Source organism: Dyella japonica (genome assembly GCF_040545895.1).
Lineage (GTDB): Bacteria > Pseudomonadota > Gammaproteobacteria > Xanthomonadales > Rhodanobacteraceae > Dyella > Dyella japonica_D.
Genome location: NZ_JBEPMU010000001.1, coordinates 1,263,497 through 1,285,645 on the forward strand (window position 1 = coordinate 1,263,497; position 22,149 = coordinate 1,285,645).

The following is a 22,149-nucleotide window of genomic DNA, read 5'->3' on the forward strand; positions in this document are numbered from 1 at the left end:
CCCCTGGAGGTGAATGGCGCGCTGTGTTCCAGCGCTGCCTTATGGAAATCAGCGCTGCTTGACGATGGACTGCAACACGACGACCGCGCGGTCTCCTACCTGGGCCGGATCGCCGCTGCGCGCCGTGATGCGGTAATAGACGGCCGTGGTCGAGCCGCCGGAATTGCCATAGTTGTAGGAGTTGGCGCTCTGGTTGAAGCCGGTGTCCGAATCGGGATCGGCCCAGTTGCCCATGTTCTCGATGACGTACTGCGGTTTGCTGGCCGCCAGCGCGGACGCGCTGAACTGTCCAGCGTCCGTGCCCTCGCTCACCTCGTGGATGGCGTTGGCCGGCAGGTTGGCATCGTTGAAGGGATTGGAAAGGCACACCGTTCCACCGGTGCGGCAGTTGCGTGCGATGTCGGCTGGATTACCCGGGATACGCAACCTGGCGGCGCGCAATGCGGCTTCGGCGCTCTGGAAGGCGATCTGCCTGTCGTACTGGTTGGATGCCATCTTCTGCTGGATGAGCGTGCCGCGAATGGCGGCGAAACCCACCAGCGTCAACACCACCAGCAGGATCAATGCCACCACCAACGCTACGCCTCGTTGCGTGGACGGCCCCGCCACGGCCACGCGATTCGAACGCCGTTGCCCTGTCGATGTCATCGCGTTGATCGAGCCACATGCATGTAATGTCGGCTTCATGTCACAGCACCCGATTGCGCAAGGTGGTGGTGGTGGTGAAGGAGCGCGTGATGGGGGCGGCGCCCGCGGTTCCGTCACTGCTCTGCATCGTCAAGGTGACTCGCACGGACGAAACAAGCGTCCAGTTCGTGACATCGCCTGCTGCCACGAACTGGTCGGCGAGACCCGGCTGGTGATACGCCAGCGCCATGGACGTCACGCCGCGCACCATTTCTTGCCGCTCGAAGATGTCGCCGTTGCGCGCCAGGCGATAGAGCGATGTGCCGCCCGCGGGGTTCTTGCCGACGTACCAATCGCTCGCATTGAGCTGCGTGATCAGCGAATTCGTGCCGAACGTATACGTATTGGCCGTGCCGGTGCACACGGTGGGATAGCCCAGCCCCGCGGAGCAGTTCCCGCCCGTCGTGGCATGGCCAAGCGTCTTGGCGCCGTTGTTGAAGGAGCTGGCCTTGAAGATGGCGGCATGATCGAAATCGCAGACGATGTAGACGCCTTTCGCATTCAAGTCCGGGTTGCTTTCGTTGAGCGTGAAGGTCGCCGTGGACGGCGTGTGCGTGGCCACGCTGAAGCTCGCCTCATCGCCACCGATCAGTTGAACCGACGGCGTACCGGCGACGCGATCGCCCTCACCCGTGCCCGTTGGCACGTTGCTGTCGTTGCCCGCATAGCCGCGCACGGCGTTGTTCCAGTCGGCCCACCAGGTGGTGCCACCATTGACCGGGCCGGCGTTCAGCACATTACTCACGCGGCTGCTGTTGCTGCACGCGGTAAGCCCTGCATTGCGGATATCGCGCGCCAGCATTTCGAAGGCGGTGCGCGAATTGTCCTGCACCTCGCTGAGCGCGCGGTTCGTGCGGTACACGCGCTGATTGGACAGAAACACGCTGCCGACGCCAGCAATGACCACCAGGCCCAGCAGCATCGCCACCATCAATTCGATCAGAGTGAAGCCGCGTACGTTCGCGGCAGGAAGGCGCCCCTGCGTCATAGCATGGCCCTCGTCACGACGGTCTGGTTGCGCTCGCCGCCCTTGCCGGCGCGGCTGTCGTCGAACTGGATGGTGATGGTGCAATCGCCTTCCGTTCCCACGCAGTTGATGCTGCCCGTGGTGGTATCGACCGCACCCAACGTCTTGCCCAGCATGTCGCACCAGTCGTACTGCTGCGTACTCACCATCGAGGTTCCCTTGTCAGGGCACGCGCTGGCCTTGATGGGCGTGGTGGTGTTGTAGCTGCCACTCTTGGCCGCGGCCACATCGGCCCGCATGGCGTCGAGGATCGAGTAGCTCGCCATGGTGGCCATGCTTCTTGCCATCGCACTGTTGTTGGTCGAAAGCGACATGGCCTGCAGCGCGGCGATGCCAAGGAAGGCGACCGACAACAGCAGCACCGCGATCAGCACTTCGATGAGGCCGACGCCACGCTGCCGTTGCGACGTACCGAGCGCATGCGCGCTACGCATGGGATAGTGGAATGTCTTCATGGCGAACATTCGCTTGATGTTTCCGTGTCCGTTTGCAGAACTGAGCCAGCAGCCATCCTGATCACGCGATGGTTATCGCCGCTGAGCGCAGTCGTACAAAGATCCGCCACCGTGCCGGTGTAAGGCGCAGAACTGCTGGTGGCGTGCGCAATGCCCTGCGCGCTGAAGCGCAGCGCTGTCACGTCACCATGAAGCTGCACGTTGCCTGACAGGCTGAGGTTGCTTTCGCGCACCAACACGGCGTTCGCACCGGATAAGGCGACCACGGCGCCCGCCGCCGACGCACAGGCGCCGCCAAGCGTGTCGGTGGTGTTGCTCGTCTCGGAGTTGCTGCAGAACTGCGTGCGCGCGTTACGCTTGATGGCTTCCATGCGAGCGGTCTGGATCGCACCGACCAGCTCGTTGGCGTTCGTGGTCAACCGATTGGAAAGCGTGATGCTGCGAAAGCTCGGCACGGCCACCGCCATCAGCACGACGAGCACGGCAAGCGTCACCAGCAGCTCGACCAGCGTGAACCCTCGCCCTCGTCCTCCCGCACAAGCGGGTTGCCGCATCGCCTCGACGTACATTGCCCGTCCCCTGCCCTGACTTCGAGGACAGGCTATTTCTGTCGGGCTGTATCGCAAAGTCTTACGACGACGAGCGGTATGAACTGTCCGATAAACGGCAAGAACTTGCTGATGGCGGCCGCAGGAGATGACCGAATGACGATCAAATCCTTTCAAATCATTCGATTAATCAAAGAGCGGCGAGTCATCGCGATACGACAGCAGCTGCCTAGTTTCGTAATTTATTGCTGATCGCAGCGACACGCCTTTCCGGGCCGTGGAACAAGCCGGGCGCCGCGTCGGCGGCACCAAACATCGCCATCACGTTGTCTCGCCCAGCAGGTGCGCCCAACCAGCCAGTCTCGCCGGCATAAAAAAAGGCCGGCCCTTATTCAGGGCCGGCCTTTCAACTCACCGTTTTACCAGCCGATGCCGAGTTCCATGTACTCCGGTTTATCGGTGTGGATGGTCGAGCTTTCGCTGGACACGTCGTCGTACGCAAAGCCGTAGGCGAGGCCACCGACGCCGTGCGTATGCCAGAACTTCGCGTAGTAGTTGGCCGGCGAAGCCCCGTAGTACGAGGACGAGGAAGCCCACAGCGTGCTGTCCTGCATCACGTGGCGGTTGAACGCCGCGCAGATCTGCGCTTCCAGCGCCAGCTCCGTCGCGTTGCCCGTGGCTAGCGTGCCCTTGCCTTCCAGGATGTCCTGCGTGGTTGGCTTGTGCACCACGTACGGCCCGCCCGACACGACGTTGCCAGCATTATCGAACTCAGTGAACTGCAGGTTGCCGTTGATCACCTGTCCGACGAAGTTGCGCCCGCCAACGGTGACGTTCAACGGCGTGCTGGTGTACTGCGCCCAGATCTGGTTCACGTAGTTGTCGAAGTAGTACTGGTTGGCCTGCCCCACGTCGAACGTCGACTTGCCCGGCGCCATGATGCGCAGCTGTCCCTGTTGGGGCACCTGGAATTCCGGCGGCACTTCGTTCGTGTACTCGGACATGAGCGCGTCATGCGCCTCGGTCAGGCCGGTCTGCTGGTGGAAGTTCTTGCTGTCGCCCCACACGTCCAGCAGCAGCGGCAGCCCGAAGTCGTCCACCTGCGTGGTGTTGATCCACAGGCCGGAGTCGTTGTACGTGAACTCATACCAGTCGTAACGCACGCCGATGTTCGGGTCGGTACCGTTGAGCGGATTGGGGCCGGCAAAGCCCACGTTGCCATTCGCGTCCGGCACCACCTTGATGTACAGCGGCTCGCCCAGCGAGACGAAGATGCGACCCGAATCCATCTTCGGCAGCTCCATCTGCTTGGCCTGGGCCAGCGTGAACGCATGGTTCGGGTAGTTCTGGCCGTTCTTGGTCAGATGCCCGCTCGCATCGTTGTCCGCCGCCGACAGGTGCGTGAATGTGCCGTCCGGGTTCACCCACGAGAACACGTGGGTGGCGGGATCCTGGGCGATCACTTCCACGTAGACCTGATCGTCGGTATACGCGCCGTGCGTGTTGTTCTTGAACACCGTGCCGACGAAGCCCGGAGTCACCGTGTAATCGGGCGTGCCACTGCCCGACTGCGGCGCGCCGGACGCATAGACTTCCATTTCCCAAAGCGAGTAGCCGTACTGCGTATTCCGCTGCGTGCCATACATGCGCACATAGCGGGCCGGCGTGGCATTGAACGTATCGTTCTCGATGCCGCCGCTGCCATTCGGCTGGGTGAACACCGTGCTCCAGTTCTGCTCATCCGTGGAGACCTGGATCTGATACGTCTTGCCGTACGCGTTCTCCCAGTTCAGCACGACGCGGTTGACCGGGTATGTCGCACCCAGGTCGATCTCCACCCATTGTGGATCCATGAAGGCCGAGGACCAACGCGTGTTGGCGTTGCCGTCGTTGACATTGGCGCCGCCGAAAGCCACGGCGTTTTCCGTGCCCGACACTTTCACCAGCTTGCCGAGTGCGAGATTCACCGTACCCGCGCTTCCGTTGTTACCGCCGCCGACGGTTCCGCCACCGGTCGAGCCGTTGTTTCCACTGCTGCCGTTGTTGCCCGACGTCGCCGCCGTCACGGTGAGCAATGCCGCCTGGCTGGTGGTGCTGTTGCCGTTGCTGTCAGTCACCACGACATCGAACGATGTCCCGCTATCGATCTGTGCCGCGACGAAGCTGTACGTCGCCTGGGTCGCGCCGGTCATCGGCGTTCCGTTGCGGCGCCACTGATAGGTCACCGGACCACTGGCATTGACGGTGACGGCGAACTGCGCCGCCTGCCCCACGGTCACGCTCTGCGACGCGGGCTGCGCGCTGATGGTCGGGCCGCCAGCGACGGGGTACACCTCGAACTCGTACAGCGAGATGCCATAGCCGGACGAACGCGCCGTGCTGTAGAGCCGCACGTAGCGAGCCGTCTGCGCGGTGAAGGAGATGCGCTCGGTGCCGCCCGCGCCTGCCGTTTCCGAGTAGAACGTCGTCCAGTTCTGCGCGTCGTTGGAAATCTGCAACTGGTACGAGGTGGAATACGCCCGCTCCCAGCGCAGCACCATGTGGTCAAACGTGCGTGCCGACCCGAGGTCCACATAGATCCAGCCCGGATCGCTGAACTGCGACGACCAGCGCGTCGTGAGGTCGCCATCCACCGCCTGCGAGGACGAGAGATAACCGTCGTTCTCGCTGCCGCTTTCGAACGAGGGCTGGTGCAGCGCGATGTCCACGCCGCCCTTGCCATCGCCCGGCGAGTTGTCGGTGTTGTCGCCACCGTTGCCGCCGGTGCCACCGTCGGTGCCGCCGCCATTGTTGCCATCACCACCCTGCGGAGGATTGCCACTGGTGGAGTCGTCCACGGTGAGCACGGCCGCGTTGCTTGCCACCATGAGCCCTTCGGCGCTGGTGACCTGCACGATGTAGCTGTCGCCGTTGTTGGTGGTGGCTGCGGCCGGCGTGTCGTAGAACGCATCGCTGGTGACGTACACCGACTTGCCATTGCGGAACCACTCGTAACTCAGCGGTGCCACGCCGGTCGCGGTCACGGTGAAGTGCGCGCTGCGGCCCACGCCCGCCGTCTGCGGCACGGGCTGCGTGGTGATGGCCGGCGGGAACACCTGAGCACCAGCCACGCACATCGCCTGGCCGGGATAGTTGTTGGCCACCTGGCGGGAAACATCGCCCGCGGACGACACCACGATGCCAAAGCTCGGATCGCTCGGGTCACTGTCGGCAGACCACGTATTCCACGGCACCGGGAAGGCGCAGGTCGGCGCACTGGCACCGCTCACCGCCTTCGCTTCCGCCGCGGACGGCAGGCGCGCGGTGATGCCCTGGCAGTACTGCATGGCCTTGGCCTGGGTGAGCTGCGCACCCTGGTCGGTCAATGCGTGCGGCACGCGCGTCCAGACCAGCTTACTGAGGTTGTCGGTGACGGTGTCCGGATCGTTCACCGTATAACGCTCGGTGGACGTACCCGCCGTACCGCAGTTGGCGCTGTTGTACACCTCGAACTCGAACATCGAGTAGCCGTAGTTGGTGGCACGCTTGACGCCCTGCATACGCACGTAGCGCCCCTTGATGCTGGGGAAGCTCACGTCTTCCGTGCCGCCGGTGCCGGTGCTTTCGCCGTAGGCGTCGGTCCAGGTCTGGCGGTCGTTGGAATACTGCAGCTTGTATGCGGTTGCGTAGGCGTTCTCCCAGCGCAGCACGGCGCGGTTGAACGTGCGCACCGAACCGATGTCGACATCGAGCCATTCGTCATCGGTGAACTTTGAACCCCAGCGCGTCGTGGTGTCGCCATCCACGGCGTTGGCGCCCTGCGTACCGTTGGGATTTTCCTCGCTGGAATCGAACGTGTGCTTGTTGAGCGCGAGGTTGGCGCCCGGCGGTGCCAGCTTGAGCGTCGCGCCCTTGCTGGTGGCCTGGCCGACGATGTTGGTCACCGTCACCTGATAGGTGCCCACATCGCTGGACTGCACGGCGTTGATGGCCAATGCGGGCGAATCGTCTCCCACGACCGTGCCGTCCTTGGTCCACCGATAGTGGAACGGCGCCGAACCACCGGCCACTACCGTGAAGCCGCCCGGCTGGCCGGGATTGACCACGATGCTGTTGGGATCCTGCACGATGGTCGGCGCGCGCGCCGCGCTCACCGTCAGCAGCACCGGTGTGGTGGTGACGCTGGTCACCGGGTTGGTGACCTGCACCGCATAGGCTTCGCCGTTGTCGTTGACGTTGAGCACCGGCGTGTCGTACGTGCTGCCCGTGGCGCCCTGGATGGCCTGGTTGTTCTTCAACCACTGGTAGGTCACGGTGGGCGAACCGCTGGCCGTCACGGAGAAGTGCGCACTCTGCCCTTCGTCCACGTTCTGCGCCTGCGGTGCCTGCTGGATCGACACCGGCACCGGTGCGAACACATGCAACACGGCCTGGGCGGACATCTGGTCGCCCGATGCATTGCTGACGTCCACGGCATACACCGCGCCGTCGTCATCCTGCGAAGTCGCACCCGTATCGAGCACCGCGCTGTTGCCACCCACGCGCAGTCCATTCTTGTACCACTGGAACGCGAGCGGCGCGGCGCCGGACGCGGTGACGGTGAAGCGCGCCGACTGGCCCGCAGTGACGTTCTGCGCCACCGGCTGCGCGATGATCGACGGCGGCCCCAGCGGCGTCACCGGGTTGGCCACGGCATCCACGTTGAAGCTCACCTGTCCCGCACCCAGGCCCGGCGATGTCGCGGTTACCGTCACAGGGCCCGTGGTGAACTGCGTGCGCAGCGCGATCTTGGTCATGCCGCCTTCGAACTGCAGCTCGTGATCGCCCGGCGCGTGATAGTGCAGGCCCTGCCCCGGCGTCACCAACTGCTGCGAGCCGCCGTGATAATCCACGGGACCGCTGACCGCAAACGTGACGTTGACGTCCGCGCCCACCGGCACGACATTGCCGTTCGCGTCCACCACCTTGGCCACGATGAAGGCCGCATCCGAACCATTCGCCGTCAGCTGGAATGAGGTCTGATCCGGGCGTACCAGTTCGGCCACCTTCTCCAGCACGATGTGGTCGGCGGGGCCTGCCGTGGTGATGCTGTCCTGCGTGGCCACCTCGCCGGTGGGGCTCAGGCACTGCGCCGTCACCGTACCGGCCTGCCACGTCACGTCCCAATGCACCTGACCCGGCAGCTTGGTCGTCATCTGCCCCGCCTGGATGTTGGCGGGATCGGCCACGATGTCGTCGCCTTGCTGCACACCCTTTTCCACCAGGCCTGCATCGCCGGAGGAATCGGTGTCCCAGCTGTTGGGCACCTGGTCCGGGCCGGCGAGCTGGCCGTTGATCATCAGTCGCACGGCCGGGCAGTTACTGAACGCATTGACGCGCACATTGCCCGAGCGGTTCCAGTGATGCGCCAGCTTCACCACCGGCTTGATGCCGTACGGCACCCAATTGGCCTGGTAGATGTAATAGAGCATGCGCGGGAAGCGGTTCATGTCCACCATGGACTGACCCATCGAACGCACCAGTTGCGCGTCGGTGCCTTCGGCAAACTGGAAGATCTCGCCCGGGCTGTCCGCGAAGTACCACTGCGTCATGCCGAACGTGTTCGCCTTGCGGCCGCGCGTCCAGGGATCGAGATACTGCAGCGCGAACGCCAGCTCCGCATCGTATGCGGTGCGCTGCGTGCCCCAGTTGGCCCAGTATTCCGCGCCGTACATCGGCTTGCCCGCGATGTCATGCGTGTGCGCGTAGATTTCGCAGCCCGCGCCGTCGCACGAGATCACGTCACCGTTGTTGACGTCAGGCGTGCGGTCGGTCTGTGGACGGCTGCTGATCGAATCCCACTGCAGTTCGATCTGCTTCAGCGAGGCCGCATAGGACTCGTACATCGTGCCGTTGTTGGCTTCCCAACCAAGAATCGAGGGATGGCTGCGATCGCGAATGATCATGTCGCGATGCAGTTCCTTCTTCAGCGTTTCCTTGTCCTGGCATTGCTGGAAATTCGTGGCCTGGGAACTGCACGGTGTGGCGAAGCCGTTCTCGCCATCGCCCGAAGGCTGCACGATGAAAACGCCGTATGCATCCGCAGCCGCCACGAATTCCGGGCTTGCCGACGAATGTCCCGGACGCCACAGGTTGCCGCCGGCCGCCGCCAGCTGCGCGAGGTCGCGCCACTGCTGCTCTTCGGGCACGGAGGAACCGAGCGCGGGATAGTCATAGCGTCCAGCGGCGCCCCACAGGTAATGCTTGTGGCCGTTGATGTACGGGAAGTCCTTGTCCCACGTGATAACGCGAATGCCGAGCGGACTTGCCTTGGCATCGATCACCTGTCCATCGACGCTGACCGTGTGGAACACCTTGTACATATAAGGCTTGCCCCACACGCTGTTGTTCGGATACCACAGGTGCGGGTTGGTCACCGTCAGCGTCTGGTCGAACACCGGCGCGGGATCCGCGCCCGGCACCGAATGCGCAGGCAACGTCTTTTCATCCTGCGTTGCGGCGACCACATTGCCATCGGCGTCGACCACCTGCGTGGTCAGCGTGACTGTCACCGGCGTATCGTGCTCATTGGCGACGTTGGTCTGCACGCGCACTGTCGCGCTGGCGTCGGTGGCCGATTCGGTGGCGACGTACGTGCCCCAGCTCTTCTGGCCGGAATACACGTTTTCGGGAATGTAGACCTTGTCCGTCACGTGCAGGCGCACCGGGCGGAAAATGCCGGTATCGGACTGCCCGAAGCGGAACGCGCCGGAGAACGAGGGGTCTTCGAAGAAGTTGTCGCCGCGCGCCACCTTCACCGCCAGCACGTCGTTGCCGTCGAAATGCAGGTACGGCGTCAGGTCCACGATGAAGGGCAGGAAGCCGTTGACGTGCGTGGCGTTGGCATCGGCAGGCACCTGGCTGGTACCGGGAACGAACTGCCCGTTCACGTACACCTGCGCGCCCATGTGGGCGCCTTCAAACTCCACCATGATCTTCTTGCCGACGTAATCGGCCGAATGCGTCAGGCGCGTGCGGTACCAGGCGATGTTTCCACCCAGCTCGCCATCACCACCGCCGGACTTCTCGTTGATGAAGGTGTTGAACTGCGTGCTCGAGTACGGCAGGCCCACTTGCTGCCACGCCGAGTCATTGAAATTCACCTGCGCCGCGGCCGCGTTCTTGTCGACCGGATCGGTTTCGTTGTCCTCGGACAGGTAGCTCCAAGGTTGCGCACCCAGATTGATCTCCAGGCGCTGCGACGGCGCCAGCGTCACCGGCGAACTGGAGGACGCATTCGCCATCAACACCTTGGGCATCAGGCTGGTGCTGCCACTCAGTTGCGATGTGTCCAACGGAACCATCGAAGGAATGACGGTGCTGGCCACGCTGATGGCAGCCAGCGAAAACGTACCGAAGACGGTCCACGCCCTGTTGCGCAGCCACTTCCCGACTACGACAGACCCCAGTTGCATTTCTATCCCCTGTATTGATCAAACGGGCTGGCCCGAATGCCGCCGCCACCCTTGGGTGACAGCCTTGGCGCGACACGTCGTCAAGCCATCACCGGGCACTTCGCCTCTGCATGACGTCCACACATGAGACGGACGACACCTACAGCAACCTTGCGACCGACGGGTCATACCAAGCCAGCCGTTCGCGCATGATTCGACGGTCGCGGACGTTCTCACGAAGCGCAGGATTTAAATGCGACGCGCTACACATTTGGCCGTCCAAATTGCGAGCGCTCGCGAGACGAATGAAGTCTTCGGATTTTTGGAAATTTAGACGTCGTTGCAAACGTGATGTGTATCAACGTAAGTCAATTTCCCGACTCGCTATGTGACACTCGCGTGTCAGGCATGCGGATCCGATGCGCGAGCATTCGCTTCACGCCACGGCACCCAGCCACCGTGAAATTCCAGACGAGGCGAGCCACTTTGTGATCCACGGCAGCTCATCGGCGAACACGCAAGGCGTGATCAAGGAAACGTCGATGATGGGTTCAGCAGCAACCCGCATGGATATGCCGGTGCCTGCCTGGTGCCGACATAGCGCATTACGCAATGGCATTGCGTTCGTAGCGAGCGTGGTCCACGCGTCGCACGGTTATGTCTTCAACGCTCCGCAGGCGGAGACTCCCGCCTGCACGGAATGCCTGCTCGCAACGCGGGAACGAAAACGACGAAACGCGGCCTTTAACGGACTTCGATGCCCACACGCCCGGCCAGGAGTGGGAACTTCCCATAGTCAGGGCCGGCACTCGTAGTCAGCTGCCAGCGCTGCCAGCGCTGCCAGCGTCAGGGATGCTCAAGGGGACAGAGTGGGCGGCGCACAAGCCGTGCACACGGCCTCTGGCGGGGCAGACACAAAGAAAAAGACCTGATTTCTGACATCAGGTCTTTCGCTAAGTACTTGAATTTGGTGCCGGAAATAGGAATCGAACCTACGACCTACGCATTACGAATGCGCCGCTCTACCAACTGAGCTATTCCGGCGAGGAACCGTGAATTCTACGGAGCGGAGCCGGGCCGCGCAAGATGTCGGCGATCAAAGGCTCGCCGAAACGCCGCCGACCAGGCGCAGTTCCTTGGGCAATGCGAAGGTGATCGTCTCCGGCTCGCCATCGAGTTCGCGTACGGCGCCAGCGCCCCACGATTGCAGGCGCGCAATGACGTCGCGCACGAGCTTTTCCGGTGCCGACGCGCCCGCGGTGAGGCCAATGCGGGTGACACCGTCGAGCCAGCTACGCTCGATGTGCTCGGCGCCATCGATGAGGAAGGAGCGCACGCCTTCCTTCTCCGCCAGCTCACGCAGGCGATTGGAATTGGAGCTGTTGACCGAGCCCACCACCAGCATCAGATCGACCGCTGCGGCCAGACGGCGCACGGCATCCTGGCGGTTCTGCGTGGCGTAGCAGATGTCGTCCTTGCGCGGGCCTTCGATGTCGGTGAATTTCGCGCGCAGCGCGTCGATGATCGCCTTGGTGTCGTCCACCGACAGCGTGGTCTGCGTGACATACGAGAGCTCGTGCGGAAACTTCGGTTCCAGCGTGGCCACGCATTCCACCGATTCCACCAGCAGGATTTCGCCTGTGTTGGCGGGGTTCCACTGGCCCATGGTGCCTTCCACTTCCGGGTGGCCGGCGTGGCCGATCAGCACGACGCTGCGGCCCAGGCGGCCCAGGCGCGCGACTTCCATGTGCACCTTGGTGACCAGCGGACAGGTGGCGTCGAACACCTTCAGGCCGCGCTGGTCGGCTTCCTGGCGCACGGCCTTGGATACACCGTGGGCGCTGAAGATCACCGTGGCGCCGTCCGGCACTTCGTGCAGTTCTTCGACGAACACCGCACCGTCGGCGCGCAGCTTGTCGACCACGTAGCGGTTGTGCACCACTTCATGACGCACGTAGATCGGGGCGCCATACGATTCGAGCGCGCGCTCGACGATGGCAATGGCGCGATCCACACCGGCGCAGAAGCCACGGGGATTGGCGAGCAGAATGTCCACGGAAACTCCGGACCTTTCGGTTCGACTGACAGGCAAGCATTATCGCACGGCTGGTGTGACCGCACGTGAGGGCGCGATTCAGGCCTTGGCCTTGCCCTGGAACAGGCCAAAAACAACCAACATCACCGCACCCACCGTGATCCCACAGTCGGCGAGATTGAACACCGGGTAGTTCCACTGGCGGAAGTACACGTGGATGAAGTCGGTGACCTGCGAGGCATGCAGGCGGTCGATCAGATTGCCCAGGGCGCCGCCAACGATCAGCCCCAGCGGCATCGCCGTTTTCCAGTCACCACGTGGCGTACGCGACAGCCACACCACCAGCACGCCGCTGATCACCACCGCCAGCAGCACGAAGAACCAGCGCTGCCATCCGTCGCTGGAAGCGAGGAAGCTGAAGGCCGCGCCCGTGTTGAACGCCAGCGTCCAGTTGAGCAAGCCGGGAATCACCGGGTACGGTGTGCCCGCCGGCTGCAAGGCGGCGAGCGCCCACCATTTGCTCAACTGGTCGAGCACGATGACAACGAGGGAGAGCAGCAGCCAGGAAAGGGCGTTGGGTTTGGGTTTCATCGGTAGTCAAATCTTGCGCAGGTACTTCCTCTCCCTTTCGGGAGAGGAAGAAGTGTCGTTCCGCTTTTAGAACCAGCGGCGATTCTCGCCCGGCCCTTCCACATTGCTGATGCAGCGATCGCACAGTTCCGGATGCGCCGCATGCGTGCCGACATCATCGCGACGCTGCCAGCAGCGCACGCACTTGGCCGCATCGCTCACCGTCGCCGACACCCACACGTCCGCGCCTTCCAGCTCGGTCAGCACCGCGTCGGCAGGCTGGCCACCGGCCAGATCCAGGCGCACATCGGAACTGATGAAGAAGAAGCGCAGCTCGGAGGCCGCCTGCTGATAGCGCGCTACGACGGCGGCATCGGCATGGATCGCCACCTTCGCTTCCAGCGATGCGCCAATCTGCTCCGCCTTGCGCATGCCTTCGAGCACGCGCGACGCGGTGTCGCGGATCGCCAACAAATCGGACCAGTAACGACGCTGCTCCGGCGAACCCTGCGTGGCAGCGAGGCCGTTGTACCAGGTTTCGAACAGCACGCTTTCGCTGCGCTTGCCCGGCATGTGCTGCCAGATTTCCTCGGCCGTGAAGGTGAGCACCGGCGCCAGCCAGCGCACCAGCGCTTCGGCGATGCGATACATCGCGCTCTGCGCGCTGCGGCGACCGTGGCTTTCGGTCGGCATCGTGTAGAGGCGATCCTTGGTGATGTCGAGGTACAACGCGCCCAGCTCGTTGGTGCAGAAGTTCTGCACGCGCTGCACGATTTCCGGGAAGTCGTAGCGGTCGTACGCCGCCGTTACCGCCTGCTGCACGTCGTACGCCTGCTGCACCACCCACTGGTCGAGCAGCGTGCTTTCTTCCACCGGCACCAGGTGCTTGGCGGGATCGAAACCGTCGAGGTTGCCGAGCAGGAAGCGCGCCGTGTTGCGGATGCGGCGATACGTATCGGACACGCGCTTCAGGATTTCGTCCGACAAGGACATCTCGTTGCGATAGTCGGTCGAGCAGATCCACAGGCGCAGGATGTCCGCGCCGAGGTTCTTCATGATGTCCTGCGGCTCGATGCCGTTGCCCAGCGACTTGGACATCTTGCGGCCCTGCGCATCCACGGTGAAACCGTGGGTGAGCACGTCGTTGTACGGCGCCTTGGCGAACATGGCCGACGAGGTGAGCAAGGACGACTGGAACCAGCCGCGATGCTGATCCGAGCCTTCCAGGTACATCACCTTGTAGCTCGATGCGTTGCCTTGCTGCAGTTCGGGACGCTGGCCCACCACGGTGAAGTGGCTGGCGCCGGAATCGAACCACACATCGAGCACGTCGAGGACTTTTTCATAGTCCTTCGCCTGGTCGCCGAGCAGCTCGGCTGCGTCGAGCGCGTACCACGCGTCGATGCCGCCCTGCTCGATGCGCTTGGCAACTTGTTCCAGCAGCGCGACGGAATCCGGATGCGGTTCCTGCGTGCTCTTGTTGATGAACAACGCAATGGGCACGCCCCAGGTGCGCTGACGCGAGATGCACCAGTCGGGACGATCGCCGACCATGCCGGCGATGCGTTCTTCGCCCCAGCCCGGCACCCAGCGCACCTGCTTGATCGCATCGAGAGCGGTTGTGCGCAGGCCTTCCTTCTCCATGCTGATGAACCACTGCGGCGTGGTGCGGAAGATCACCGGCGTCTTGTGGCGCCAGCAATGCGGGTAGCTGTGCTCGATCTTGGCGAACGCCAGCAGCACGCCGCGACGGCGCAACAGATCGACAATTTCGTCGTTGGCCTTCCACAGGTGCTTGCCCGCGATCACGGTGCCATCGAGTGCGGCCGGCGTGTCGGCGCGATACGTACCGCGTGCCTCGGTGTAGTTCAGCGTTTCGATGCCGTACTTGCGCGAGACGACGAAGTCTTCCACGCCGTGGTCGGGCGAGGTGTGCACGGCACCGGTACCGTCTTCGGCGGACACGTGGTCGCCGATCAGCACGGGCACTTCGCGTGCATAGAACGGATGCTTGAGCAGTACGCCTTCCAGCGCCTGTCCGGCGACATGGCCGAGCACCTTGGGCTCCTCGATGCCATAACGATGTGCGGCCTTTTCGACCAGTGCACTGGCGACCACCAGGAGCACGCGCTTGCCGTCGCGCGCCGGACCTTCGATCAACGCGTAGTCGAGCTCGCCACCCAGCGACACCGCCAGGCTTTCCGGCAACGTCCACGGCGTGGTGGTCCAGATCGGGATAGCGACGATGGCGTCGCCGGCGTCCACGCCGAACTTCTGCGCGAGTGCTTTCGGCTCGACCGCGTCATAGGCGACATCGACCGCAGGAGAAACCTTGTCCGCATATTCGATCTCGGCTTCGGCTAACGCCGAACCGCAATCGAAACACCAGTACACCGGCTTGGCGCCGCGCACGACGTGGCCGTTGCCGACGATCTTCGCCAGCGCGCGCACCATGTCGGCTTCGTACTTGAAGTCCATCGTGCGATAGGGGTTTTCCCAATCGCCCAGCACACCCAGACGCTTGAAGTCGGTGCGCTGCAGGTCGATCTGCTGCTGCGCGTATTCGCGGCACTTCTGACGGAAGGCAGCGGCGTCGAGCTTGTCGCCCACGCGGCCGAATTTCTTTTCCACCGCCACTTCGATCGGCAGGCCGTGGCAATCCCAGCCCGGCACGTAGGGCGCGCGGAAACCGGCCAGCAGGCGCGACTTCACCACCACGTCCTTGAGCACCTTGTTCACCGCGTGACCCAGGTGAATCGCGCCGTTGGCGTACGGCGGACCGTCGTGCAGCACAAACACCTTGTCGCGGCCAGCGGCGCGCTCCTGAATCTGCTGGTAGCGGCCCACCTGCTGCCAATCGGCCAGCCACTTGGGCTCGCGCTTGGGAAGGTCGCCGCGCATCGGGAATTCCGTCTGCGGCAGGTTGATGGTGTTCTTGTAATCCTGGGTCATTGCCTGGGGATGCTCTGATCGTAGGTTGTTCGGTGTCACCGTCACGGCGCCAGGTCCCGTGGGACCGACGTTTCGACCGAAACGGCGAAAGCCCCAACGTTACCGGATTTGGGCCGGTTACGCCTCGCTGAGACGCGGATTCATGCCCAGCAATTCGCGGGCCTGGCGGGCGTCTTTGGCCATCTGGACGGTCAACTCGTCCAGGTTGTCGAATTTCTGCTCGTCGCGGAGCTTGGCCACGAACTCCACCGCCATGCGCTGGCCGTAGAGATCGCCTTCGAAGTCGAACAAATGGACTTCCAGCAGCGGCTCCGGCACCTCGTTCACCGTGGGCCGCACGCCGAGGCTCGCCACGCCCGGCCAGCTGCATTCGCTTTCGCCCAAGCCCACGCGTACGGCAAAAATGCCGTGCACCGGACTGCTGCGGTCGCGCAGATGGATGTTGGCGGTGGGGTAACCCAACTGGCGTCCCAGCTGCTGGCCGTACTCCACCTTGCCTTCGATCACGAACGGACGACCCAGCAAGGGCGCGGCGCCGGAAAACTCGCCAGCAGCCAGCAACATGCGCACCCGCGTGGCCGATACCCGCGCGCCATCCAGCAACACCGACGGCATGGTGCGGGCGGTGAAACCCAGCTCGGGCCCGACGCGCTCCAGCATCGCCACGTCGCCACTGCGCTTGTGGCCAAAGCGGAAATCCGCGCCGACCCAAACCTCATGCGCGTTCAACCGCTCCACCAGCACGCGGCGTATGAAATCCTCGGCACTCATCGATGTGAGGGCGCGATTGAAGCGCAGCAAGAGCACCTGCTCCATGCCGGCCTCATCGAATCCACGCAGTTTTTCGCGAACGCTGGAAAGCCGGGCCACCGGTTCGGGCGAAAAATACGCCCGCGGCAACGGTTCGAAGCTCACCACGATCGGCGTGAGGCCGAGCTTGGCCGCGCGTTCGTGCACCTGCGCAAGCAGGGCCTGGTGACCACGATGCAGGCCATCGAACGCGCCGACGGCCACCACGCTGCCGCCGGGCGCCAGGCTGGTGCCGGCGACATCCCTGGAAAGTCTCATCATCGGGCGAGTATAGCGGCTCAAGCGCCGTGTTTCGGCCCGACCGGACCCTCAGACACCGCGCAATTCACGCAAACGGAACCCCGCTGCGAACAGCGTGACCACATACGCGCCGCCGCCCGCCGTGACCAGCACGGCCAGACGCCACACGCGCGTCCATTTGTCCGCATTCGTCCAGTCGGGCCACACCCACATGCCGACCAGCAGCACCGCCACCATCACCGCACAGGCGAGCACCAGACGCAGCATGTGGCGCGTCCAGCCGGGCTGGCGCTGATACACGCCCGCCTTGCGCAGCCAGTGCCACAGCAGGCCCAGGTTGATGTAGCTCGCCAGGGCACTCGCCATGCCCAGCGCCATGTGCAGGCCCGGCACCGCGGCAATGCCGTCCAGCCACGGCAACTGCCGCTGTTCCGGCGAGGCCCACAACACGTAGAGCATGGCAACGAAGATGACGTTGAGCACCATGTTCGCCACCAGCGAGGCCACACCGGCACGCACGGGTGTGCGCGTGTCCTGGCGCGCATAGAACGCCGGTAGCGCCACCTTCACCAGCGCAAACGCCGGCAGGCCGAAACTGAGCGCCGTAATCGACAGCGTGGCCATGCGCGTGTCGAACGGCGTGAACTGGCCGTGCTGGAACAAGGTGGCCACCAGCGGCTTGGCCAGCAGCATCAGCGCGAACATCGCCGGCACGGCGATCAGCAGCGTGGTGCGCAGGCCCCAGTCCAGCGCCTTGGAAAAGCCGTCGCGATCCGTGGTCACGTGATGGCGCGACAGCGACGGCAGGATCACCGTGCCCAGCGCCACGCCGAACAAGCCCAACGGCAGCTCGAGAAAACGATCCGCCTGCGACAGCCAGCTCTGCGAACCCGTCATCAGATACGCGGCAATCACCGTGTCCAGCAGCAGATTGATCTGCGCGATGGAGGAGCCGAACAGCGTGGGCACCATCAAGGTAAGGATGCGGCGCACATCCGGATGGCTCCAGCCCCAGCGCGGCAACGTCAAGAGATCCAGCCCGCGCAACGACGGCAACTGGAACAGCAGCTGCAGCAGGCCCGCCACCAGGATCGCCCAACCCATCGCCATGATCGGCGGATGCACGTACTTCGACAGCCATAAGGCACCGCCGATCATGCACAGGTTGAGGATCACCGGCGTCAGCGCAGGCAAGGCGAACTTGTGGAAACTGTTGAGCGCGCCGCCGCACAACGCGGTGAGCGAAACGAACAGCAGGAACGGGAACGTCAGGCGCAGCAGTTGCGCCGTGAGCGCGAACTTCTCCGGCGTATCGGCAGCGCCCTGCGAAAACAGCGCTGCCACCTGCGGCGCAAAGATCACGCCCAACGCCGTAATGACCAGCAACACGCCGCCCAGCGTGCCCGACACGCGCGACATGAGCTGCTTGAGATCATCGTGGCTGCGCGTCTCCTTCACTTCCGTGAAGACCGGCACGAAGGCCGTGGAGAACGAGCCCTCGGCAAACAGGCGACGCATGAAGTTGGGAATGCGAAACGCCACCCAGAACGCATCCGTGGCCGCGTTGGCGCCAAAGGTGGCGTTGATCGACATGTCCCGGACCAGCCCGAGCACGCGCGAAATCATGGTCATGCTGCTGAAGGACAGCAGCCCGCGGAACATGCTGGGAGACTTCATGCCTTGAGGTCGTACCTATGCTGGTGGGACGCGCTGCCTGCCCGGGCCGCTCTGCCCCGGCGGCGAAAGGCGCGTAGTTTGACAGCCCCGGATGGAAAGATGACAGCGCATACGTGGCATAATCCGGGCTGTCCGTTCTCCCTAGGCCACCGTGTGGGTGGCATGGCGCTCCGCGGAACGCCTTGACAAACGGCTAAGCTGTTGACGCAGCGGCGCATTGGCCGCATACTTGCCGTCTTTTTCCAACCCAGCAATTCATTTCGGAGTTCTACCTTGGCCAACATCAAGTCCGCGAAGAAGCGCGCGCGCCAGTCCGAGCAGCGCCGCCTGCGCAACGTCAGCGCCCGTTCCATGGTGCGCACCGCCCTCAAGAAGGTCGTCAAGGCCATCGAGGCCAAGGACAAGGCTGCCGCCGTTGAAGCCTTTGCCGCTGCCCAGCCGGTCATGGACCGCTACGCTGCCCGCGGCCTGATCCACAAGAACAAGGCTGCTCGTCATAAGAGCCGCCTCAACGCGAAGATCCACGAGCTGGCGTAAGCCAGCTTCGTGTCCTGAATCTCGGGTTGGCGAAAAAGCCGGCGCAAGCCGGCTTTTTTTGTTTGCCTGTGAGAGCAGGCCGGCGCAAGCCGGCTTTTTTGTGTGCCTGTGAGAGCAGGCCGGCGCAAGCCGGCTTTTTTGTGTGCCTGTGAGAGCAGGCCGGCGCAAGCCGGCTTTTGTGTGCCTGCAAAACCGGCGCCCCTCTCCCACTCGTCATTCCGGCGAAGGCCGGAATCCAGTGACTGTGCATGGCGGTTGTCGCCCTAAGGCTCTCAGCCTGGACACACGAAAACGGACTACCGAGTCTCTCGATTCCAGCCTGCGCCGGAATGACCATAAAAAAAGGCGGCCAATGGCCGCCTTTTTTATGAGCGGATTTACTCCGCCCCCTCACCGCGCAACCGCACGTCCCCCGGCAACATATCGTCGCGCTCCTCGCGCGCCATATGCTCCGCCTCAAGGAAGCGCCACACCTGCTGACACACCGGCATGGTGTTTTCGCGCGAAATGGCCGACACGAGGAACCAGGGCTCTTTCCACCCCAGGCGCTGCACCACGTCCGCAGCAACAGCCTGGCGCTCGTCCTCCGGCAGCACGTCGGCCTTGTTCATCACCAGCCAGCGGGGACGATCCAGCAGCTCCGGATCGAACTTCTCCAGCTCATGCTCGATGGCGCGCACCTGCTCCACCGGATCGGAACCGTCGATCGGCGCGATGTCCACCACGTGCAGCAGCAGACGTGTGCGCGATACGTGACGCAGGAACTGAATGCCCAAACCCGCGCCATCCGCCGCACCTTCGATGAGGCCAGGGATATCGGCGATCACAAAGCTCTGGTCCGTGCCCAGGCTCACCACGCCCAGGTTCGGATGCAAGGTGGTGAACGGGTAATCGGCCACGCGCGGCGTCGCAGCGGACACTGCACGGATGAAGGTGGACTTGCCCGCGTTCGGGAAGCCCAGCAGGCCCACGTCCGCCAGCAGCTTCAGTTCCAGCTTCAGCTCACGCAGGTCGCCCGGCGTGCCCGGCGTCGACTTGCGCGGCGCGCGGTTCACCGAGCTCTTGAAATGGATATTGCCCAGGCCACCCTTGCCGCCCTGCGCCACCAGCAGGCGCTGGCCGTTCTGGGTGAGGTCGCCGATGGTTTCGTCGGTGTCGACGTTGATCACCACGGTGCCCACGGGCACGCGGATATAGGTGTCTTCGCCGCCCTTGCCGTACATCTGGCTACCCATGCCGTTCTGGCCACGCTCGGCCTTGAACGACCGCTGGTGACGGAAGTCGATCAGCGTGTTGAGGCCTTCGTCAGCCACCAGCCACACCGAGCCGCCGCTGCCGCCGTCGCCACCGTCAGGGCCGCCAAAGGGGATGAATTTCTCGCGACGGAAGCTGATGCACCCGTTGCCGCCGTCACCGGCTTTGACATTGATGATGGCTTCGTCGACGAATTTCATAGGAGAGTCAATAGTTGATGATCAATGGTAAAGGGTGAAAGCGTCGCCGGCCCGTGAGGGAGCAGGAACTCCGGACAATGCCGGTCTCCACTCTCCACGCCTGGCGCAGAACATTCACCCAAAAAACAAAAGCCCCGCCGAAGCGGGGCCTTCGCTGCAACGTCGAAAAGGAATTAACCCTTGATGACGCTGACGAAACGACGATTGTTCTCGCCGCGGACCTTGAACTCGACGGTGCCGTCGACCAGCGCGAACAAGGTGTGGTCACGACCCAGACCCACGCCCTGACCGGCATGGAACTTGGTGCCGCGCTGGCGAACGATGATGTTGCCGGCTTCGATGGCCTGGCCACCGTAGATCTTCACGCCGAGGTACTTCGGGTTCGAATCGCGACCGTTGCGGCTGGAACCTACGCCTTTTTTATGTGCCATGACTCAATGCTCCAGTTGCTCAGGCGTTGATGCCCGTGATCTCGACTTCGGTGAAATGCTGACGATGTCCCTGCTGCTTCTTGTGGTGCTTGCGGCGACGGAACTTGATGATGCGGATCTTGTCGGCACGGCCGTGCTTGCGCACGGTGGCGCTGACGGTGGCACCGGCCACGATGGGCGCACCGACGGTGATCGACTCACCGGCGCCGACCAGGAGGACCTGATCGAAGGTGAAGGCGGCGCCTTCTTCGGCGTTCAGCAGCTCCACGCGCAGGACGTCGCCCTGCTGAACGCGGTACTGCTTGCCGCCGGTCTTGATGACTGCGTAACTCATGGGAATATCCCTTCTGTCGTTATTCTCTTGGGTTCACCGGGCTATTGGGCACCGGTGAACTCGGGAGTATATCGAACCCTGAAGGGGCTGGTCAATTACTGACCAGCTTGTCCGCCCGTCGAGGCCGCCGGCTTCGTGTCGGTCTTGGCCGGCGCGGCCTTGGCGTCGGTTTTGGCCGGCGCCTTGGCGGCAGGCTTGGTTGTGGCCTTGGCGGGCGCGGCCTTCTTCGGGGCTGGCTTGCTGGTTTTCTTGGCCGGTGCCTTGCCATGCGCAGCGGGCTTGGTGGCCTGCGCCTCGCCATTCTTGGCGCCCGCCTTGGGCGCCTGCGGTTCGCCGTTTTCGGCAGCCTTGATCGCCGCAGCGCCTTCCATGGCGGTGCCGGACATCGGCGTGGTCGACACCTTGCCCGGGCAACGGCCCGAGCCATCCAGCGTGCCCATCTGCTTGAGCTCGTTGACCATCTGGTCGCTGCGCTCATGGCTCCACTGCTGGCCGGCCTGGTTGGCCTCGGCCATGGTGGTGGGCATCTCGTTGATGATCTTCTGGCCCAGCGGCGAGCGATAGAACTTCAACAGGCCTTGCATCTCATCTGCCGTGAAATGCTTCTGATAGATGGGCACCAGCCGGCCGATGAACAGCTGGGTCTGGTTGGCGTCCATATAGTTCTGCCAGAAGTCGGGCGGCACGCAAGGCATGGACTGCTGCAGCGTGGTCACTGCCTGGGTGTTCATCTGGAGCAGCATCTTGCCGACTCCGACGACTTCCATCAGCTGGCGAACCTGATCTTCCGTGGCGGGACCCGATGCCGCCATGGCCTGGCCCGTGCCCATTGCAAGCGCAAGGGCTACACCCCATCTCGTCAACTTGCCCATCCGCACTCTCTGTTCGTATGCCGGCCAGAAACTGGCCAAAGATTCCATTAAGCCATACTCGGCCGAATCTTCTCTTAAGAGTTTGTTGGCGGGCGTCAGATCGCAATA

Annotated in this window: 15 protein-coding genes and 1 tRNA gene; 1 reads left to right on the plus strand and 15 read right to left on the minus strand. The window is 63.6% G+C overall.

The genetic code is table 11. From position 1 onward, the window contains the following. Positions 1-48 precede the first annotated feature (48 nt). From ABIC75_RS05550 to murJ, 11 genes are all read right to left on the minus strand, one after another. Positions 49-687 carry a pilus assembly PilX family protein gene (locus tag ABIC75_RS05550; protein WP_354012846.1) on the minus strand — a complete coding sequence of 213 codons (639 nt, stop codon included), beginning with the start codon at positions 685-687 and terminating at the stop codon, positions 49-51. Between the two features lies 1 nt (position 688). After that, entirely contained in the window at positions 689-1,675 is a 987-nt protein-coding gene (locus tag ABIC75_RS05555) for a PilW family protein (protein ID WP_354012847.1), read from the minus strand. After that, positions 1,672-2,169: a type IV pilus modification protein PilV gene (pilV, locus tag ABIC75_RS05560; protein ID WP_354012848.1), complete on the minus strand. Its 498-nt coding sequence runs from the start codon at positions 2,167-2,169 to the stop codon at positions 1,672-1,674. Before pilV ends, ABIC75_RS05555 begins: the two co-directional genes overlap by 4 nt. After that, positions 2,166-2,894: a GspH/FimT family protein gene (locus ABIC75_RS05565; RefSeq protein WP_354012849.1), complete on the minus strand. Its 729-nt coding sequence runs from the start codon at positions 2,892-2,894 to the stop codon at positions 2,166-2,168. The genes pilV and ABIC75_RS05565 overlap by 4 nt, the downstream gene beginning before the upstream one ends. Positions 2,895-3,136: 242 nt before the next feature. Next, complete coding sequence (locus tag ABIC75_RS05570) at positions 3,137-10,150, minus strand: beta-1,3-glucanase family protein (protein WP_354012850.1); 7,014 nt, start codon at positions 10,148-10,150, stop codon at positions 3,137-3,139. Between the two features lie 947 nt (positions 10,151-11,097). Next, positions 11,098-11,173: transfer RNA gene (locus ABIC75_RS05575), tRNA-Thr, on the minus strand. A 52-nt stretch (positions 11,174-11,225) separates the two neighbouring features. After that, entirely contained in the window at positions 11,226-12,185 is a 960-nt protein-coding gene (gene ispH / locus ABIC75_RS05580) for a 4-hydroxy-3-methylbut-2-enyl diphosphate reductase (RefSeq protein ID WP_354012851.1), read from the minus strand. A gap of 78 nt (positions 12,186-12,263) precedes the next feature. Continuing rightward, entirely contained in the window at positions 12,264-12,755 is a 492-nt protein-coding gene (gene lspA / locus ABIC75_RS05585; protein WP_354012852.1) for a signal peptidase II, read from the minus strand. Between the two features lie 66 nt (positions 12,756-12,821). Next, a complete protein-coding gene (gene ileS / locus ABIC75_RS05590) occupies positions 12,822-15,686 on the minus strand; it encodes an isoleucine--tRNA ligase (protein ID WP_354012853.1) in 2,865 nt (954 codons plus the stop codon). A 117-nt stretch (positions 15,687-15,803) separates the two neighbouring features. Then, positions 15,804-16,757, minus strand: coding sequence for a bifunctional riboflavin kinase/FAD synthetase (locus ABIC75_RS05595; RefSeq protein WP_354013074.1), 954 nt, complete (start codon positions 16,755-16,757; stop codon positions 15,804-15,806). A 48-nt stretch (positions 16,758-16,805) separates the two neighbouring features. Further along, positions 16,806-18,398, minus strand: coding sequence for a murein biosynthesis integral membrane protein MurJ (murJ, locus tag ABIC75_RS05600; protein WP_354013075.1), 1,593 nt, complete (start codon positions 18,396-18,398; stop codon positions 16,806-16,808). Between the two features lie 288 nt (positions 18,399-18,686). On the opposite strand from murJ, the gene rpsT reads away from it, so the two are divergent. Further along, entirely contained in the window at positions 18,687-18,950 is a 264-nt protein-coding gene (gene rpsT, locus ABIC75_RS05605; protein ID WP_008213299.1) for a 30S ribosomal protein S20, read from the plus strand. A gap of 377 nt (positions 18,951-19,327) precedes the next feature. Here the strand turns inward: rpsT and cgtA are convergent, their stop codons facing one another. The 4 genes from cgtA to ABIC75_RS05625 all read right to left on the minus strand — a co-directional run bounded on the left by cgtA (position 19,328) and on the right by ABIC75_RS05625 (position 21,999). After that, complete coding sequence (gene cgtA / locus ABIC75_RS05610; RefSeq protein WP_354012854.1) at positions 19,328-20,404, minus strand: Obg family GTPase CgtA; 1,077 nt, start codon at positions 20,402-20,404, stop codon at positions 19,328-19,330. A 173-nt stretch (positions 20,405-20,577) separates the two neighbouring features. Beyond that, positions 20,578-20,835 (minus strand): 50S ribosomal protein L27, encoded by a 258-nt coding sequence (gene rpmA / locus ABIC75_RS05615; RefSeq protein ID WP_131408737.1) that lies wholly within the window; start codon positions 20,833-20,835, stop codon positions 20,578-20,580. 19 nt (positions 20,836-20,854) lie between these two features. Then, complete coding sequence (rplU, locus tag ABIC75_RS05620) at positions 20,855-21,169, minus strand: 50S ribosomal protein L21 (protein ID WP_038616498.1); 315 nt, start codon at positions 21,167-21,169, stop codon at positions 20,855-20,857. Positions 21,170-21,264: 95 nt separating this feature from the next. Continuing rightward, a complete protein-coding gene (locus tag ABIC75_RS05625; protein WP_354012855.1) occupies positions 21,265-21,999 on the minus strand; it encodes a DUF2059 domain-containing protein in 735 nt (244 codons plus the stop codon). Positions 22,000-22,149 lie beyond the last annotated feature (150 nt).